General features: G+C 59.1%; 16 protein-coding genes and 2 riboswitches. Of the genes, 5 read left to right on the top strand and 11 right to left on the bottom strand.

Going from position 1 to position 16,605, the window contains the following annotated elements; genetic code table 11:
• The first annotated feature begins 34 nt into the window (after positions 1-34).
• Genes AC4LF3_RS08560 through AC4LF3_RS08570 form a run of 3 tightly spaced genes read left to right on the top strand, consistent with a single transcriptional unit; the run spans position 35 to position 2,390 of the window.
• Positions 35-907: a PHP domain-containing protein gene (locus AC4LF3_RS08560; RefSeq protein ID WP_010798038.1), complete on the top strand. Its 873-nt coding sequence runs from the start codon at positions 35-37 to the stop codon at positions 905-907.
• Positions 904-1,536 (top strand): L-threonylcarbamoyladenylate synthase, encoded by a 633-nt coding sequence (locus AC4LF3_RS08565; protein WP_010798039.1) that lies wholly within the window; start codon positions 904-906, stop codon positions 1,534-1,536. Before AC4LF3_RS08560 ends, AC4LF3_RS08565 begins: the two co-directional genes overlap by 4 nt.
• Entirely contained in the window at positions 1,533-2,390 is an 858-nt protein-coding gene (locus AC4LF3_RS08570; protein ID WP_491835095.1) for a segregation and condensation protein A, read from the top strand. The genes AC4LF3_RS08565 and AC4LF3_RS08570 overlap by 4 nt, the downstream gene beginning before the upstream one ends.
• On the opposite strand, the gene AC4LF3_RS08575 is transcribed toward AC4LF3_RS08570, so the two are convergent.
• The 11 genes from AC4LF3_RS08575 to AC4LF3_RS08625 form a co-directional block, all read right to left on the bottom strand.
• A complete protein-coding gene (locus AC4LF3_RS08575; protein ID WP_491835096.1) occupies positions 2,391-3,116 on the bottom strand; it encodes a cobalt-precorrin-6A reductase in 726 nt (241 codons plus the stop codon).
• Positions 3,113-4,204: a cobalt-precorrin-5B (C(1))-methyltransferase gene (locus AC4LF3_RS08580; RefSeq protein ID WP_491835097.1), complete on the bottom strand. Its 1,092-nt coding sequence runs from the start codon at positions 4,202-4,204 to the stop codon at positions 3,113-3,115. The genes AC4LF3_RS08575 and AC4LF3_RS08580 overlap by 4 nt, the downstream gene beginning before the upstream one ends.
• A 79-nt stretch (positions 4,205-4,283) precedes the next feature.
• Entirely contained in the window at positions 4,284-5,072 is a 789-nt protein-coding gene (gene cobM / locus AC4LF3_RS08585; RefSeq protein WP_286788677.1) for a precorrin-4 C(11)-methyltransferase, read from the bottom strand.
• Entirely contained in the window at positions 5,069-5,833 is a 765-nt protein-coding gene (cobJ, locus tag AC4LF3_RS08590; RefSeq protein ID WP_125887982.1) for a precorrin-3B C(17)-methyltransferase, read from the bottom strand. The genes cobM and cobJ overlap by 4 nt, the downstream gene beginning before the upstream one ends.
• Entirely contained in the window at positions 5,830-6,594 is a 765-nt protein-coding gene (locus tag AC4LF3_RS08595; RefSeq protein ID WP_434136081.1) for a cobalamin biosynthesis protein, read from the bottom strand. Before AC4LF3_RS08595 ends, cobJ begins: the two co-directional genes overlap by 4 nt.
• Entirely contained in the window at positions 6,588-7,286 is a 699-nt protein-coding gene (gene cobI, locus AC4LF3_RS08600) for a precorrin-2 C(20)-methyltransferase (RefSeq protein WP_010798046.1), read from the bottom strand. The genes AC4LF3_RS08595 and cobI overlap by 7 nt, the downstream gene beginning before the upstream one ends.
• Positions 7,283-8,545 (bottom strand): precorrin-6y C5,15-methyltransferase (decarboxylating) subunit CbiE, encoded by a 1,263-nt coding sequence (cbiE, locus tag AC4LF3_RS08605; protein WP_219652013.1) that lies wholly within the window; start codon positions 8,543-8,545, stop codon positions 7,283-7,285. Before cbiE ends, cobI begins: the two co-directional genes overlap by 4 nt.
• Positions 8,542-9,183, bottom strand: a complete 642-nt coding sequence (locus AC4LF3_RS08610; protein ID WP_150347560.1) for a precorrin-8X methylmutase — start codon at positions 9,181-9,183, stop codon at positions 8,542-8,544. Before AC4LF3_RS08610 ends, cbiE begins: the two co-directional genes overlap by 4 nt.
• Positions 9,184-9,187: 4 nt before the next feature.
• Positions 9,188-10,216: a sirohydrochlorin chelatase gene (locus AC4LF3_RS08615; RefSeq protein ID WP_313548366.1), complete on the bottom strand. Its 1,029-nt coding sequence runs from the start codon at positions 10,214-10,216 to the stop codon at positions 9,188-9,190.
• Positions 10,216-10,902 carry a CbtA family protein gene (locus AC4LF3_RS08620; RefSeq protein WP_491835098.1) on the bottom strand — a complete coding sequence of 229 codons (687 nt, stop codon included), beginning with the start codon at positions 10,900-10,902 and terminating at the stop codon, positions 10,216-10,218. Before AC4LF3_RS08620 ends, AC4LF3_RS08615 begins: the two co-directional genes overlap by 1 nt.
• Positions 10,903-10,911: 9 nt before the next feature.
• On the bottom strand, positions 10,912-11,097 hold the full coding sequence (locus tag AC4LF3_RS08625; RefSeq protein WP_019365051.1) for a CbtB domain-containing protein: 186 nt from the start codon (positions 11,095-11,097) through the stop codon (positions 10,912-10,914).
• A gap of 96 nt (positions 11,098-11,193) precedes the next feature.
• Positions 11,194-11,409, bottom strand: a riboswitch (cobalamin riboswitch).
• Positions 11,410-11,467: 58 nt separating this feature from the next.
• A riboswitch (cobalamin riboswitch) is annotated at positions 11,468-11,657 on the top strand.
• Between the two features lie 123 nt (positions 11,658-11,780).
• On the opposite strand from AC4LF3_RS08625, the gene cobW reads away from it, so the two are divergent.
• Positions 11,781-12,833: a cobalamin biosynthesis protein CobW gene (gene cobW, locus AC4LF3_RS08630; RefSeq protein WP_019365050.1), complete on the top strand. Its 1,053-nt coding sequence runs from the start codon at positions 11,781-11,783 to the stop codon at positions 12,831-12,833.
• Between the two features lie 4 nt (positions 12,834-12,837).
• Complete coding sequence (gene cobN / locus AC4LF3_RS08635) at positions 12,838-16,587, top strand: cobaltochelatase subunit CobN (protein WP_219652019.1); 3,750 nt, start codon at positions 12,838-12,840, stop codon at positions 16,585-16,587.
• Positions 16,588-16,605: the final 18 nt, after the last annotated feature.

Below are 16,605 nucleotides of genomic sequence, written 5' to 3' on the forward strand. Positions count from 1 at the left end.
CATAATAACAGACGAATCAAGACGAGGAACCAGGATGCGTGTCGATCTGCACTGCCACAGTACGGCTTCCGATGGGACACTGGCCCCGGCCGAGGTGGTTGCACGCGCCTATGAGCGGGGCGTTCGGTTACTGGCCCTGACCGATCATGACACCCTGGAAGGATTTGCCGAGGCGCGACAGACGGCCGATAAGCTGGGATTGACGTTACTGACAGGCGTTGAGCTCTCCTGTACCTGGGGCGGCGCAACCATCCATGTATTGGGCTACGGCTTTGACAGTGACTCTCCAGACCTGAAGCAGGCACTGGAGGCCCTTTACACGGGGCGTTGGGCGCGGGCCGAAGAAATTGATCGACGTTTGGCTGCCAAGGGCATGCCGGGGGCGCTTGAAGGCGCTCAGGCTATTCAGCAGGCGCTGGGTGATAGCCGTAATGCGCCTTCCCGCCCTCATTTCGCTGAGTTTCTAGTGCAGGCAGGCTATGTGAAGGACAGGGGCGAAGCATTCCGCAAATGGCTGGGCGGAGGCAAGATCGGTGATGTCAAGCAGCACTGGCCGACCCTGGAGGAAACAGTCACAACCCTGCGTGCGGCCAAGGCGTGGATCAGTCTGGCTCATCCATTGGCTTATGACTTTACACGGACTAAACGGCGCAAGCTGATCGGTGACTTCATCATGGCCGGCGGGCATGCCCTGGAAGTGGTCAATGGGGTCCAGCCAGCCGAACAGGTTGGCATGTTGGCAATTCTGGCGCGTGAGTTCGGTCTGATGGTTAGTGCCGGAAGTGATTTCCATACACCGAGTGACTGGTCTGACCTGGGCATGTACCGTCCGGTCCCTGAAGACCTGCCTCCGCTGTGGGCACGATTCGGCCATGCCATCTACCCAGCCAGTCAGGAGCCAACGTGAGCCAGTACATCGAGATACATCCGCAAAATCCCCAGCCGAGGCTGATCCGTCAAGCCGTGGATATCATTCAAAGCGGCGGCGTGATCGCCTATCCCACCGACTCGTCTTATGCATTGGGCTGTCGGATCGGTGAGAAAAATGCCGTAGAACGCATCCGGCGAATTCGCCAGCTGGACGACAAGCACAACTTCACTCTGGTATGCCGCGATCTTTCCGAGCTTGGTTTGTATGCCAAGGTCGACACGAGCACCTTTCGACTGATCAAGGCGCATACGCCAGGACCTTATACCTTTATTCTCAACGCCACCCGTGAGGTGCCACGCATTCTGCTGCATCCCAAGCGACGTACCATTGGTGTGCGGGTGCCCGAGCATCCCATCACTCAGGCGCTTCTGGAAGAGCTGGGGGAGCCGCTGATGAGTGTCAGCCTTATCATGCCCGGCGAGAAAGAGTCGCTATCCGACCCTTATGAGATGAGAGACCAGCTGGACCATCTCGTTGACCTGATCATTGATGGTGGAATGGGGGGACTTGAGCCCTCTACGGTGGTCAGCCTGACCGACAGCGAGCCGGAAGTTCTACGTGTTGGTGCTGGTGATCCAGAGCCGTTTGAGCGTGAGCGTGCATGAGCGAGCCAGGCAGTCCTGACGTGAACGAGCCTTCGGCACGCATAGAGGCGGCAGTACCGCTGGTTTACGGGCAGGCTTTTACCGAGCTGCCACAGGACTTGTATATCCCGCCAGATGCGCTGGAGGTCTTCCTCGAAGCCTTTGAGGGACCGCTTGACCTGCTGCTTTACCTGATCCGCAAACAGAATATCGATATTCTCGATATTCCAGTGGCTGAGATCACCCGGCAGTACATGGGTTATGTCGAACTCATGAAATCGGTTCGTCTGGAGCTTGCTGCAGAGTATCTGGTCATGGCAGCCATGCTGGCGGAGATCAAGTCGCGCATGTTGCTGCCTCGCTCTTCGGAGGAGGAAGAGGAAGAGGATGACCCTCGAGCTGAATTGATTCGCCGGTTGCAGGAGTACGAGCGCTTCAAAAAAGCTGCTGAGGATATAGATACTTTGCCTCGGGTAGGGCGTGACATTACCGTACCCACTTTACCGGCACCTGACGCCAAGGCGCGCAAACTCCTGCCGGATGTGGGGCTGAACGAGCTGATGCTGGCCATGAGTGAGGTTATGCGGCGGGCGGATCTCTTCGAGAGCCATCAGGTGTCACGGGAAGTCTTATCGACTCGTGAGCGCATGAGCGATGTGCTCGAACGCCTCAAGGGGGGACAGTTCGTACCCTTTATTGCCTTGTTTACCGTCGAAGAAGGCCGTTTAGGTGTGGTGGTGACATTCATGGCTATCTTGGAGTTGGTAAAGGAATCGCTGATCGAATTGGTACAGAACGAGCCCTTTGCAGCGATTCATGTACGGGCCCGAGGCGAAGACGCGCCTGTTGCCGATGCAGATATTGCTCAGTCCTGACTACCGGCGTAGGCCTAGCGCCGTCATCAGGGAATCGATTGCAGTAAATGTCTGGTCCGCCTGTGGCAATGGGGGGCGAGCACGCATCAGGACAGGGATTTTCAAGTCGCGCGCAGCGATCAGTTTAGCCTCGGTGGCGCTGCTGCCGCTGTTCTTGCATACAATCACCTCGATCTCTTGATCTTTCAACAAGGTGTATTCGTCTTCTATCTGGAATGGTCCTCGTGCGCTCAGGAGCGTAACGTTGGAACGAGTCTGCTCCGGAGTGACCAGGCAGCGAACCCACCAATGCTGGTGAGGGGGTATCTCATCGATATGGGTTAGCGGCTCTCGTCCGAGCGCCATCAGGACGCGGGCAAAGGGATAAAGCTGGGCCGTCAGATCGGGCCAGTGATGCCATTCCCGCCAGTTATCACTCGCGCAAGGATGCCAGGCCGGACGATGCAGCACCCAGTATGGGATACCTGTTTGTCTAGCGGCTTTCTGAGCATGTCGGCTGATCTGTTCAGCGTACGGATGGGTCAGATCGAGCAGCAAATCAATTCGTTGTTCATGAATGAAACGAACTAGCCCATCGATACCGCCAAAGCCACCTACGTGGCAGCGGCAGGGTAAGTCATCAGGTATCTGACCCAGGCCAGCCAGGCTATAGATGGCATCAGCGGGAAGCTGATAGGCAAGGCGCAGACCTTCGCGAGTGCCGCCCAGCAGCAGAATTTTCTTCAAGACGCGCTTCCCATCAGATTGCCGGCGCGGTCGATGGCAAAAACGTCCAGTGCCGTGGCAGCGGGCAGTTTACTGAGCGCCACATTACGAGCGAGTCGGCAGATATGGTCAGCCAGGAGGAAACCGGCCTCATGGGAAAGCTTGAGCGCCTGTTGACTGGTAGTGCAGGAAGCAATAGCCGCTTGCAAGGTGGCGCCTGCGCCGAGAGCTGCCGCCTGCTCAGCCAGCCAGGGCAGGTCTATGCTGGAGCTACGGCTGTGGAGATCCATGTGTCCGGCTGCCAATTTGCTGATCTTGCCAAAACCGCCACAGAGAGACAATCGTGGCACTGGAACGCGCTTGGTATGTTTTAAGACCGCGCCGACAAAATCTCCCATCTCGATCAAGGCAATTTCAGGCAGGCCGAAGTGGGTCCGCATGGCCGCCTCGCTGGCATTGCCGGTACACGCAGCCAAGTGAGACTCTCCATTGGCGCGGGCAACATCAATAGCCTGCTGAATTGAGGCGATATAGGCTGCACAGGAAAAGGGACGAACGATGCCGCTGGTACCCAGAATCGACAGCCCTCCCAGGATGCCCAGGCGGGCATTCATGGTCTTTTGCGCCAATACCTCACCGCTTTCAACGCCGATAGTCACTTGGAACCCGCCAGGGTAGCCAGCCTCAAGGGCGAGCCGCTCCAGATGGTGGCGCATCATCTGCCGGGGTACCGGGTTGATCGCGGGTTCACCAACCTCCAGTACCAGACCTGGTCGGGTTACTGTGCCAACACCAGGACCTGCTAGAAAGGTAATACCGGGCTCGGCTGTCAGCTCGACCTGAGCGAAAACCCGTGCGCCATGGGTAACGTCCGGGTCATCTCCAGCATCCTTGATGATCGAGGCGGTGGCACCCATAGCACTACGCTCGCAATGCTCGATACGAAGCAGAAGGGTTTTCCCGCCCTTGGGCAGATCAATGGTCAAGGCATCACAGGTTTCGCCACGCAAGAGCAGGCGTGCCGCTGCCAGGCTTGTGGCCGTGGCGCAGCTGCCTGTTGTAAAGCCGCTGCGCAGCGGACCTTTACGCTCGGGAGATTCCTCGCGCATGGGCGTTGAGTCGTCCTTCAGCCCACCACTGACATGAGTGCGTCAGGTTTGGAATGGACGAACGGGCAGGTGAACGGTCTCATGCAGGCGGCTCCTCGCTGGCTTTTTTGCGACGCTTGTATGCCGGACGATATACATGAGCCTTGTCCTCCCGGTAAAGAAAGGATTCGGAAAAATCATCTGGTGCCAGCACGCGCCCGACAAGAATCAGCGCCGTGCGGTGGAAGCCTTTGGCCCGAACTTTAGCCAGGATGTCTTCCAGCGTACCCATTACCCAGTCCTGATCCGGCCAGGTAGCTCGGTGCACCACAGCCACCGGGCAATCGGCGCCATAGTGCGGGATCAGGTCCTCGACAATCTTGTGCAGTCGGTTGATTCCCAGGTGTATGGCAAGGGTTGCGCCATGCCTAGCAAGGTCCGGCAGTTGCTCACCCTCGGGCATAGTTGTCTTGCCTGCATAGCGCGTGAGAATAATGGTTTGAGAGATATCCGGGAGCGTCAGTTCTGTACCGAGCAAGGCAGCGCAAGCAGACGTGGCTGTGACGCCCGGTATCACTTCGAACGGAATGTCCAGCTCACGTAAACGGCGAATCTGTTCGCCAATTGCGCCATAGAGTGACGGGTCGCCTGAATGCACGCGTGCTACATCCTGGCCCTTGGCGTGGGCAGCTTCGATCAGCGTCATGATTTCCGCCAGATGAAGCTCGGCAGTATTGATGACCTGTTCGGCTGTGTTGCCTTGGAGAACAGCCTCAGGGACCAGGGAGCCTGCATAGAGAATGACCGGGCAGCTGTGAATCAGTCGCTGGCCTTTGATGGTGATCAGCTCGGGGTCGCCAGGACCGGCGCCGATGAAATAAACCGTCATGCATCGGCTCCCAGTTTTTTAGCATAGCCGCGGGGCGTGTATACCCATTGGCCAACTCGGCGGGTTTCGCTGTTGCCCACCAGCACAATAGTCAGCATATCGACCTGAGCTGGGTCCAGTTCGCCTAGTGTAGTGATAGTGATCTGCTCTGTTGCCCGGGTGACGTTGCGACCGATAATGACAGGCGTGTCTGCTGGGCGTTTTTCCAGTAACAGCTCACGGGCACGTGCCAACTGCCAGGTACGCTTTTGGGAGACCGGGTTGTAGAAGGCCACCACAAAATCTCCCAGGCCTGCCGCACGGATGCGTGTCTCGATGGTTTCCCAAGGAGTGAGCAAGTCTGAAAGCGAGATGGTGCAGAAATCGTGGGCAAGTGGGGCGCCCACACGGCTGGCGCAGGCTTGCAGGGCTGAAATGCCGGGCACTACGGCAATCTCCACCTCGTGCCAGGCGGGCAGCGCCTCGTGCTCCAGTAGCTCGAACACCAGAGTCGCCATGGCATAGATGCCTGCATCTCCGCTGGAAATCAGCGCCACGCTTCGGCCTTCGGCGGCCAGCTCCAGGGAGCGGCGGGCACGGCCGATTTCATCACCCAGCGGGCTATCGTGACGTGCCTTGCCGGCCACGATCTCGCCGAGCAGGTCGACGTAGAGCGGGTAGGCAACCAGGTCTGTAGCGCCTTCCAGCGCGCGGCTGGCAGCGGGGCTCAAGTGCTCCAGCCCGCCTGGGCCGGTACCGATGATAACTAAACGTCCAGTCATGAAGGATCCTGATAGGCGCGTGCAAGAGCAAAGGTCGCACGGGCGTTCTTGTGTTTGGGAATGATCAGCTCGGCCGGACCGCCCGTTACCTGCTCGGCCATTGCAAGGGCCGCTGCCTCTGCCACGCCATAGCAGCCCGTTTCGCGAAAAACGATAGCGGAGCGTTGAGTGAGCTGGTTTTCGTACCGGTTGAGCGTGTCGGTTTCGAAAAACCGAATAGGTACATTTAATGTTTCAGCCAATGCCAGCATGCCGACTTCGTCGTGTTTCAATGCGATGCTGGCGAAGCCATTGATGTCGGCTACGGTCAGCGAATGGGCAGCCAGGGTTTCTGTCATCAGTGTATGCAGAACTGATTCCGGGCAACCTCGCTCGCATCCCAGGCCAGCAATGTAGAGAGGACGGGTGTAGCGCCGGGCACTGGTGATAACGCATTGAGCCTGCAGCTGCTCCGACCATTCCTGCGCCCAGGCGTTGGCGCCGCCTTCATGGCCGGACAGCAGGGGAATGATGAACCGACCGGCTTCATCCAACACCAGCACCGGCGGGTCGCGGTACTTGTCTTGCAACACTGGCGCCAGGGTGCGTACGGCGATACCGCTGGCGCAGATCAATGCCAGCCGATGTCCGGCCTGGAAGCGTTGCTGTACGGTTTCGATAAAAGGCTGAGGACGATGCAGCCACTCGGCACTTCGATCCAGTAACTGCAAGCGTTGAGCGAGCGCAGCACCGGCATCCGTCAGACTGACGATGGTCAGCATGGCTGTGCCCCGATTAGGAACAAGGCAAAGTAGGGGCCTTGTTCTCCATCAGGCATCGCTTCATGGCATCGAATGATCCGCTGTGTGTCACGGCTGGCGTATTCGACATAAACGCTATCAGCGTCACGTCCGGTACGTCGCAGCAAGCGCAGGATTTCACCATACTGGCGGCCGGGTTTCATGATCACGAGCGGTCCGGGCTCATGCAGGGCGCTGGCCAGCCGCTCCGGGCCGGCAGTAGCGGGCAGGATGCGCAGGCTTTGTTCGAGTCGCGTCAGCGGGTGACGCGCTGCAGCGGCGGCGGCCATGATCGAACTGATGCCCGGCACAATCTGACAGGGAAACCGCTCGCCCAGCCGATCATGTAGATAGATGAAGCTGCCGAACAGTAGAGGATCGCCTTCGCATAGAACCGCCACGTCCTGTCCATGCTCAAGCCGGTGGGCAATATCGGCAGCAGCTTGATCATAGACAGAGAGCGCCGCATCGCGCTGACGCTCGAACGGCATGTAGATAGGCAGCTCCAGCTGATCGATCAGATGTTCCTGGGCGATGACCCGCGCCTGGGAGGCACCTTGCTGATTGGCAATATAGGCTACTACCGGACACTGCCGGATCAGGCGGGCAGCCTTGAAGGTAAGCAGTTCGGGGTCGCCGGGGCCGACACCGATGCCATAAAGTGTACCAGTCATGGTTTGATTCGCTTGAAAAGAAGTACAGGCAGGTGCGGGCGCATGAGGCGTTGACCGGCGAGACGGTCGCCTCTGGAAACGGCCAACTGGATCCATTCGTCGTCCTGGGCAGGCTCAATTTGTGAAAAGCCATGCAAAGCCATACGCGCATCCTCGGTGACGGCACTGGCAATCAGGCGTCCTCCTGACGGGAGTCGAGCCCAGCATGCTTCAAGAATCGCAGCCAGATCACGGCCGCCACCGCCTACAAATACGACGGTCGGCGATGGCAGTTTAGCGATATGCTCAGGCGCACGGCCTTCATGAATATGCAGATTCTTGACGACGCCGAAGCGGTCACGGTTCGTAGCAAGATGGGTGAGTCGCTCGGCGTGATACTCCAGGGCCTGAACCTGCCCATAGGGGTTCCATCGGGCCCATTCCACCGCTACGCCACCACACCCTGCACCAATATCCCAGCCGATATCACCTGCACGGGGCTCAAGCAGCGAAAGAACACACAGCCGTACCTCGCGCTTGGTCAGCAGACCTCTGCCGGCCTCGTCACCGTCTGTGCTGAACGCGGCGTCGGTGATGCCCGGGAATTCAGGCAGTACGCCACCTGCACCTTGAGTCCTGAAGATCACGACGTTCAAGGGAGAAAAGACTTCAGTCGACTCACTGAGAAGGCTGGCCGTATGAGTGGACACACGTTCCTCATGGGTACCCAGGTTTTCTGCTACCCAAACGGTGGAATCACCAAAGCCTCCGGCAACCAGCTCGTCTGCGATCGCGGCAGGATGGCTGTGGGCATCGGTGAGCGTTGCAAACCAGCGGTTGACCTTCAGGGCGGCGCGCAGACTGGAAAGGGGACGACCATGCAGGCTGACCACTTCAGCCTCTTGCCAGGGTTGGCCGATCCGGGCAAAGGCGGCCTGGATACTGGACACTGCCGGATAAAAGCGAAGCTTTTCAGCGGTGAGGTGCTTGCGCAGATGTCCGCCAAGGCCATAAAAAAGCGGGTCGCCAGAGGCAAGCAGGACGATGCGCTGGCCGGAGTGCTCTGCCAGAAGCGACCAGAGCGCTGAAAACGGGTTAGGGAAATGGGCTCGGCGAGGAACATTGAGGCCTTGCTGCTCAAGCGCTTCGAAATGACGCGGTGCACCAATAACCAGTTCAGCCGAGTCCAGTGCCTGCCGCGCTTCGGCCGAAAGGGCTTCGCCTGCGAGCCCAAGGCCGATGACCTCCAGCGTAGGGCCATTCCAGGTTCGTTCGCTCACCAGCGTATCCCTTGCTGCACACGTGCCAGTGCATTGAGCGTAGCGGCGGCCAACGCGCTGCCGCCCCGTCGGCCACTGAGTGCTATCCACTCGATGCCGAGTGCTTGCCCATGAGCCATGAGCGCATCCTTGGATTCTGCTGCACCAATGAATCCAACCGGCATCCCGATGACAAGGGCGGGCCTGGGGCCACCCGATTCCAAGTGCTCAAGCAGTCTGAACAGGGCTGTCGGGGCGTTGCCAATGACTACAATGCTGCCGGGCAGATAGGGCTCCCACAGCGACAGCGCCACCATGCTGCGCGTTTCACCCGTTGCTTTTGCCAGTGCCGGGACGCGCTCGTCATTCAGAAAGCATAAGGGACGTTCACCGAACAGGCGTCGGGTCAGGCCGTGCCTGACCATTTCGACATCACAGAGGATAGAGGCCTGCGCCTCCACGGCGGCAAGACCGGCTTCCATGGCATGTGGGCTGAAGTGCAGCGCTTCCACAATCTCCGGTTCGCCACAGGTGTGTACCAGGCGCATGGCAATCTGCGCCTGGTCAGGGTCAAAGCGGCTGAGGTCGGTCAATGTCCTGATCTGTTCAAAGGACTGACGCTCGATGGCCTCCGGGTCGCGCTGATAATCGAAGGGCATGCAATCAATCCGCCGGGGTCAGTTTCTGAACACCTTTGAGCGGCGCTGCCTGGGCAGGTGACAGAGCATGATCATGACTGTGGCCATGTTCATGATCATGGTGGTGATGACCATGATGGTGATGATGGTGGTGGTCATGATCGGCATCGGTGCCAATACCGCGCACATGGTGGTGGTGTCCGAACTGGGGAGCACCGACACGGTCTTCGAAGCCGATGATCTGCTCGCGGTAATGGCAAAGCTGGCAGTTCATGTTGCCAGTGCCTTCCTCGGTTTCATGGAGTTTGTCCACCAACGCCTCGATGACCAAGGGATGGTCGTTGAGATAACCGGCCTTGACAACCCGTACCTCGGGATGCGCCTCGGCATAGGCATCTACGTCTGCATAGATGCGATCGATCAGGCGTCCTGTGAAAAGGAAGTAGGGGAATACGATGACATTGCGGTAGCCCAGGCGATGCACGACAGGCAGCGCGTCGGCTACCAGCGGCTTGGTTACGCCGGAATAGCAGGTCTCGGCCCAGGCGAAGCCCATGCCTTCCCACAGGAAGCGCGTGATCTTGGTGATGTTGGAGTTGGCGTCAGCATCGGACGCGCCTCGCCCGACAACGACCAGAAGGGTTTCATCGCGACGGTAATCATCGCCAAACTGCGCTTCGGCCGCCTCGATACGATCGCGTGCAGCGCGCATCATCTTGGCGTTGACGCCCAGTTCCACTCCGTAGGTGATCTTGACTTCCGGGTTCGCGGCCATGAACTCGTTGAGTTCGCTGGGAATATCATTCTTGGCATGGCCGGCGGCCATCAGCATGCCAGGAATGGCGGTAATGTTACGAGCACCTTCTGCGATCAGCTTGTTAAGGCCTTCAGCAATGGTCGGGCGGGCGAATTCGAGAAAGCCTGTGGTGCACAGACGATCTGGAAAGCGGCTCTTGAGGTGTTCGGCGAGGCGGAAGAACTCTTCGACGCCCGGCCTGCTGCGAGTGCCATGCCCCACGACGAGAATGGCGGGTGCGCTGTTACTTAAAGTCATCAGGTGTTCTCAGCTGTATCACGGGTGTAGAACCAGGCGCTCAGCCAGCCCAGCACAATCCAGAAAACGGTATTGGAAACAAGTGCTGCCAACTGGAAATGTTGCTGCAGGGATTCAGGGGCCAGGCTTGCCTGTTCGGCAGGTTGTGGTGCGCCAATTATATGGGGCAGCGCCAAAAGGGCCAATGCGGCCAGACGCAACACCCTATGGCGGGTGAAAAATAGCAGGGCCAGGGCGCAGGCTGTGGCAGCCGCGGTGCCGATCCACCAGCCTTGCCGTGCGGTCAGTTCAGCCGCTGCGGTGCCGGGCAGTTCCGGTGGCAGCCCCAGGGAGGGCGCAAGACAAAAGGTCAGATAGCCGGTAGCGCCCCAAAGCAAGCCATGCCAGGCGTGGCGCGGGGCTCGTAGCGTAAACAGGCCTGCCAATATCAGGCTGAATCCAACCGCAACGACCAGGTTGCCGCCGAGTGTCGAAAGCGTTCGTTGCCAGCCGTCTTCAGGCGCCCAGGCCTCGTCGTCATGGTGGTGAGCAGGCGTGTCAGCGGCATGCGCGTGCGCTTCACCCGCTACCTCATAGGTTTCGGCTTCCAGGATAAGCGGCGTGATCCAAAGACCCTGCAGCACGCTCAGGAGCAGTGCCGCCAGTAGTCCGGCAAAGCTGGCTGTAAAGGCAATCCGTTTGTACATGTCACAGCCTCAATGGCAGGGGAAGCCTTCACTATGACGGGTGTCATGAGCGCCATTATGAAGGGCGTCGATGTGTGAGAAGCCGGCTAGAAAGACCAGGCCTGCTCCCAACACGCACGCCAGGGCGGCGGCAGTCAGGCGTTGAGTCAGGGTGCCGGATGCCGTAGGCACATGAGACAGGGATTGGCTATTCATGGATTCCCTCCTAGGAGTGTGGCGAGGATGAGGGAACGCACGAAGGCGCGGTCGCTTGCGCGCCACGCCATTCAGCTGCGCCCGCCCACCGCAGGTTGCTCAATCGTCAATCAGGCCGGTCTCCGGACTTGTGAAGGGGGTGGAGCAAGGGGCTCCAACGCCTGCAAGATCGGCCTTCCCATGCTCTACAGCCGAGCACAGTGGATATCGATCTACACTCACGTACCGTTGCGGGGGCAGTGCCGGACTTGAACCGGCTTCCCGTTTCACCGCCACGAACCGCGTGGCGACACCTGAAATCAGGCGCAAGCAGACCACGAACACGGGCGAAGCGTCAACTTCATCGATTGACACTCCAGAGTGTCGCTCGTAGCCTTTGCGCCTTCAGGGTGCTTTGGCACATGACCAAAGCTAAGAGGGAATGCGGTGCGAGACCGCAGCTGCCCCCGCAACTGTAAACGGTTGTTTAATCGATGCTTTTCAGGAAGCCACTGCTCTTGGGCGGGAAGGCGAGAAGCGTTGCCGTGAGCCAGGAGACCTGCCTTGAACACATTTCAGAATGCGGCTGCACGTGTGAGCCGTATTCTTTCCGACAACCGGGCGGGGTGATCCGGTGTGGCGTCTGGACTGCGTATGAGCGCGTCTTCGTCATGCCTGCCTGTCCCTTTTTCATAAGGCAGCTCATGAAAACCTTGGCCAAGATTCCTGTCACAATCATTACCGGCTTTCTCGGCGCCGGCAAAACCACATTGCTGCGCCATATTCTGGAAAATGCCCAAGGGCGGCGCATCGCCGTCATTGTGAATGAATTCGGTGAGCTGGGTATCGACGGTGAAATCCTGAAGCAGTGCAGCATCGGATGTACCGAAGAAGAAGCCGCAGGCCGGGTATTCGAGCTGGCTAACGGCTGTCTGTGCTGTACCGTGCAGGAAGAGTTCTTTCCGGTGATGCGCGACCTGGTGGCCCGACGTGCCGATATCGACCACATCCTGATCGAGACGTCTGGCCTGGCGCTGCCCAAGCCGCTCGTACAAGCCTTCCAGTGGCCGGAAATCCGTAATGCATGCACCGTGGATGCCGTTGTCACCGTGGTGGATAGCCCGGCGGTTGCCCTGGGTACGTTTGCGGCCTATCCCGAAAAAGTCGATGCCCAGCGTCAGCTGGACCCCAACCTGGATCACGAGTCCCCACTGCATGAGCTGTTCGAGGATCAACTGGCAAGCGCCGATCTGGTCATCCTGAACAAGGTCGACCAGATGCCGCAAATGGCCCTGGCGGCCGTGCGTAGCCAGATCGAGAGCGAATTGCCAGCGTCCGTGAAAATCATCGAAGCGAGCAATGGGCAGCTGCCGTTGTCTGTCCTGCTGGGGCTGAATGCCGAGGCCGAGCTGCATATCGACGCGCGAAAGACGCATCACGACCATGAGCCTCATGAGGAGCATGATCATGACGAATTCGACTCGTTTGCGGTCGATCTGCCAGAGGTAGAGGAAAGTGTCTTGCTGGACGCATTGACCGGGCTGGTGCAGCGCCACGGCATCCTGCGTATCAAGGGCTTCGTCGCCATCAAGGCCAAGCCGATGCGCCTGCTGGTGCAAGGGGTAGGTACCCGCTTCGACAAGCACTTCGATCGTGCCTGGAAGGCGGATGAGGTTCGGCAGACACGTCTGGTCGTGATTGGCCAGGATCTGGATCAGGCTGCCATCAGCGCTGAACTCCGCAGCGTACTGGCTTAATACGATGCATCTCCTCAGGACTCAGCCCGGCGGCTTTACTCCCGACGACGGAATCGCTCATCTTGCACAGACCCCGGGCGACCTGGTGATCCTGTGCAGTGCCGATTCTCATCTAGCGCTGCTGGCCGAAGCGGCGCGCGGGCTGCCTGAGGACTTTCCAAGCCTGCGCCTGGCCAACCCCATGCAGCTGATGAATCACGCCTCGGTTGATCTGTATGTCGATGAGGTGCTTCAGCATGCCAAGGTCATCATTGTCTCGTTGCTGGGCGGGGCGGCGTACTGGCGCTACGGTGTAGATCAATTGGCCCAGCTGGCCGCACAAGGTGCCAGGCTGATTCTTGTACCCGGAGATGACAAACCCGATCCTGAGCTAATGGCGTTGGGTAACTCTTCCGTTGAGGATGCCGAGCGGATCTGGCAGTACCTGCGACAGGGCGGCATGGATAATGCCCGCATGCTGTATCGCTTCATCGGCCAGCGATGGTTTGGACGTGAGACGATGTGGGTCGAGCCTCAGCCGCTACCGCGTGTTGCGGTGTATGCGCCAGAGCGTGATAAAGATAAGGCGCTGGGCTCGTGGCAGCAGCGTTGGCAGGAGGATGGGCCGGTAGCAGCCCTGTTGTTCTACCGCAGTCATCTACAAGCGGCCAATACAGGGTTCATCGATACGTTCTGCGAAGCATTGATAGCTCAAGGGATTAATCCGTTACCTGTTGCCGTAGCCAGTCTCAAGGAGCCGGAGTGCCTTGCTGAGGTCGAGGCACTGCTGGAGGCGACAGAGACCGAGCTGATCATCAATACGACAGGTTTTGCCCAGTCCAACCCGGATTCCCCTCATCTCCGCCCGTTTCGTCGCGATGTGCCGGTACTGCAGGCTATTTGTGCCCAGGATAACGAACCGGGATGGCGGGAGAACGCCCAAGGGCTTGGTCCACGCGACCTGGCGATGCACATTGCCTTACCGGAACTGGATGGGCGGATCATCACGCGCCCCGTCAGTTTTAAGGGCCTGGCCTGGCGAGATGAGCGCAGCCAGAGCGATGTGGTGTGTTATCAGCCCGTTCATGAGCGAATGGCGTTTGTGGCTGAACTGGCTCGGCGCTGGATCATGTTGGCTCGATTGCCAAATAGTGAAAAGCGTACCGCCTTGATCCTGGCCAATTACCCGACCCGGGACGGCCGGATTGGTAATGGTGTAGGGCTGGATACGCCTGCCGCTGCACTCAATATTCTCAAAGCGCTGGAGACCGAAGGATATCCGGTCGAAGGCCTGCCCGAGAGCGGAACGGCCTTGGTCCATTCCCTATTGGGCGGCGTGACGAATGATCTGGGAAACCTGGATTTACGGCCGTGCCATCAAAGCCTGGGGATGGAGGACTACCTGCGCTTTTTCGCCGAATTGCCGCAGGTGAACCAGGACGCGGTGCGGGAACGCTGGGGCGATCCCGAGCAGGACCCCATGTTTCGCTGCGGCCGCATGATGGTTGCCGGGCTGCGGTTCGGACTGACGTTTGTAGGTATCCAGCCGGCGCGGGGCTATCACCTTGATCCCAGTGCGGTTTACCACGATCCGGACCTTGTACCGCCGCATGGGTATCTGGCGTTCTATTTTTGGCTGAGGCACGTCTATCGCGCCCATGTGCTGGTGCATGTCGGCAAGCATGGCAACCTTGAGTGGCTTCCAGGGAAGGGTGTTGGTCTGTCTGAAACCTGTTGGCCGGATGCCGTGCTTGGCCCGACGCCCAACATTTATCCTTTCATTGTCAATGATCCGGGCGAAGGGGCGCAGGCCAAGCGTCGTACCCAGGCGGTTATCATCGATCATCTGATGCCTCCGCTGACGCGCGCCGAGAGCTATGGACCTTTGCGCGATCTTGAGCGGCTTGCCGATGAGTTCTATGAAGCGCAACTGCTTGATCCGCGTCGCGCCCGCGAGCTGCAAGGCGATATCGCACAGCTGTTACGCCGCTCCAGCCTGGACCAGGAGCTGAAACTCTCGGATACCGAAGCGCCCGAAGACTGGTTACCCAAGGTAGACGCCTACCTGTGCGAGCTGAAGGAATCGCAAATCCGCGACGGGCTCCATATCTTTGGTGAGTCTCCTCAGGAGCGCCTGCGGCTTGATACCTTGCTGGCGTTGGTTCGTATTCCCCGCGGTAACGGGCAGGGCGGTAATGCCAGCCTGCTTCAGGCATTGGCTAAAGACCTGAGCCTGAATATTGATCCCCTTGATGCTGCGTTGGGAGAGCCCTGGCCTGGGCCGTACCCTGAAGCGTTACGGGCAGTCAGTACGGAGCCTTGGCGTATCGCCGGTGACACGCGTGAGCGCCTGGAATTACTGGCCGGTCGACTGATTGAGCAGGCACTGGGCGGTGAGTTGAATGAGGCGCAGTGGCCTTATGCGGGGCTGGTGCTGGCCCAGCTCAAAAGCCATATAGCACCGCTTCTTGACGCCTGCGGTCCGGCGGAAATCGCAGGAATCATCAGTGCATTGGCAGGACGGTTTGTCCCGGCAGGCGCCAGCGGAGCACCCAGTCGAGGCCGTCTGGATGTGTTGCCTACGGGCCGCAACTTCTATTCGGTAGACGTTCGTAATCTGCCAACCCAAACGGCATGGCGAATCGGTTGGCAATCAGCCAATCTCTTGCTGGAGCGTCATTTGCAGGATTATGGCGATTACCTGCGGCAGTTGGGGCTGTCCGTTTGGGGAACCGCTACCATGCGAACAGGTGGCGACGATATCGCCCAGGCCATGGCATTGCTGGGCGTGCGCCCCGTCTGGCAAGCGGGTAGCCAGCGTGTCAGTGATTTCGAGATCCTGCCTTTGACAATCCTGGACCGGCCGCGTGTAGACGTCACGTTGCGGGTTTCGGGTTTTTTCCGTGATGCCTTCGCCAACCTGATTAGGCTATTTGATGCTGCGGTGCAGGCGGTGGCAGCGCTGGACGAGCCGGACGATATGAATCCATTGGCCGCCCGGGTCCGTGATGAGCAGCGTGTCCTCGAAGCGAAGGGGTTGGCGACTGACGAGGCGCGGCGCCAAGCTGGCTGGCGGGTATTTGGTTCCAAGCCCGGCGCCTATGGGGCGGGTCTGCAAGGCCCGATCGATGAGCGTCAGTGGCAATCTCGCGATGATCTGGCGGAGGTATACCTTAATTGGGGCGGCTACGCCTATGGCGCAGATGACCCAGGCACGCCTGCACGGGAGCGCTTCGTCGAGCGGCTCGGCCATTTACAGGCTGTCTTGCATAACCAGGATAACCGTGAGCACGATCTGCTGGATTCGGACGACTACTATCAATTCCAGGGTGGCATGCTGGCCGCCGCAGAGACATTGCAGGGCGAGGCAGTAGCGTCTTATCACGGCGACCACAGTCAGCCGGAGTCGCCTCGTATCCGTACACTCAAGGAAGAGCTCAACCGCGTCATTCGTTCCCGGGCTGCTAATCCCAAATGGATCGATGGCGTGAAGCGGCATGGATATAAAGGTGCTTTTGAGCTGGCGGCCACGGTGGATTATCTGTTTGCCTTCGATGCCACGACAGCATTGATCGATGACCATCAGTATGCACTGTTGGCCGATGCCTATGTACTCGATCCGGCTACCCGTGAATTCATTCAGCAACACAACCCTGATGCCTTGCGAGAAATGACAGAGCGATTGCTGGAGGCCCAGCAGCGCGGGCTCTGGCAAGAGCCTGGGCATTATCGGGAAGCGCTGGAAAACGTTCTGATGGACAGCGAGGAAAGCTAAGTAGATGTTTCCTCATAA

Source organism: Pseudomonas sp. C2.3V (assembly GCF_058536325.1).

Bases quoted from the DNA above. Each gene is read 5' to 3' on its own strand.
- AC4LF3_RS08615 (WP_313548366.1), bottom strand. From the start codon at position 10,216: ATGACTTTAAGTAACAGCGCACCCGCCATTCTCGTCGTGGGGCATGGC.
- cobM (WP_286788677.1), bottom strand. From the start codon at position 5,072: ATGACGGTTTATTTCATCGGCGCCGGTCCTGGCGACCCCGAGCTGATC.
- AC4LF3_RS08570 (WP_491835095.1), top strand. From the start codon at position 1,533: ATGAGCGAGCCAGGCAGTCCTGACGTGAACGAGCCTTCGGCACGCATA.
- AC4LF3_RS08560 (WP_010798038.1), top strand. From the start codon at position 35: ATGCGTGTCGATCTGCACTGCCACAGTACGGCTTCCGATGGGACACTG.
- cobJ (WP_125887982.1), bottom strand. From the start codon at position 5,833: ATGACTGGACGTTTAGTTATCATCGGTACCGGCCCAGGCGGGCTGGAG.
- AC4LF3_RS08595 (WP_434136081.1), bottom strand. From the start codon at position 6,594: ATGCTGACCATCGTCAGTCTGACGGATGCCGGTGCTGCGCTCGCTCAA.
- AC4LF3_RS08580 (WP_491835097.1), bottom strand. From the start codon at position 4,204: ATGCGCGAGGAATCTCCCGAGCGTAAAGGTCCGCTGCGCAGCGGCTTT.
- cobI (WP_010798046.1), bottom strand. From the start codon at position 7,286: ATGACTGGTACACTTTATGGCATCGGTGTCGGCCCCGGCGACCCCGAA.
- cobW (WP_019365050.1), top strand. From the start codon at position 11,781: ATGAAAACCTTGGCCAAGATTCCTGTCACAATCATTACCGGCTTTCTC.
- AC4LF3_RS08610 (WP_150347560.1), bottom strand. From the start codon at position 9,183: ATGCCCTTCGATTATCAGCGCGACCCGGAGGCCATCGAGCGTCAGTCC.
- cobN (WP_219652019.1), top strand. From the start codon at position 12,838: ATGCATCTCCTCAGGACTCAGCCCGGCGGCTTTACTCCCGACGACGGA.
- AC4LF3_RS08620 (WP_491835098.1), bottom strand. From the start codon at position 10,902: ATGTACAAACGGATTGCCTTTACAGCCAGCTTTGCCGGACTACTGGCG.
- AC4LF3_RS08625 (WP_019365051.1), bottom strand. From the start codon at position 11,097: ATGAATAGCCAATCCCTGTCTCATGTGCCTACGGCATCCGGCACCCTG.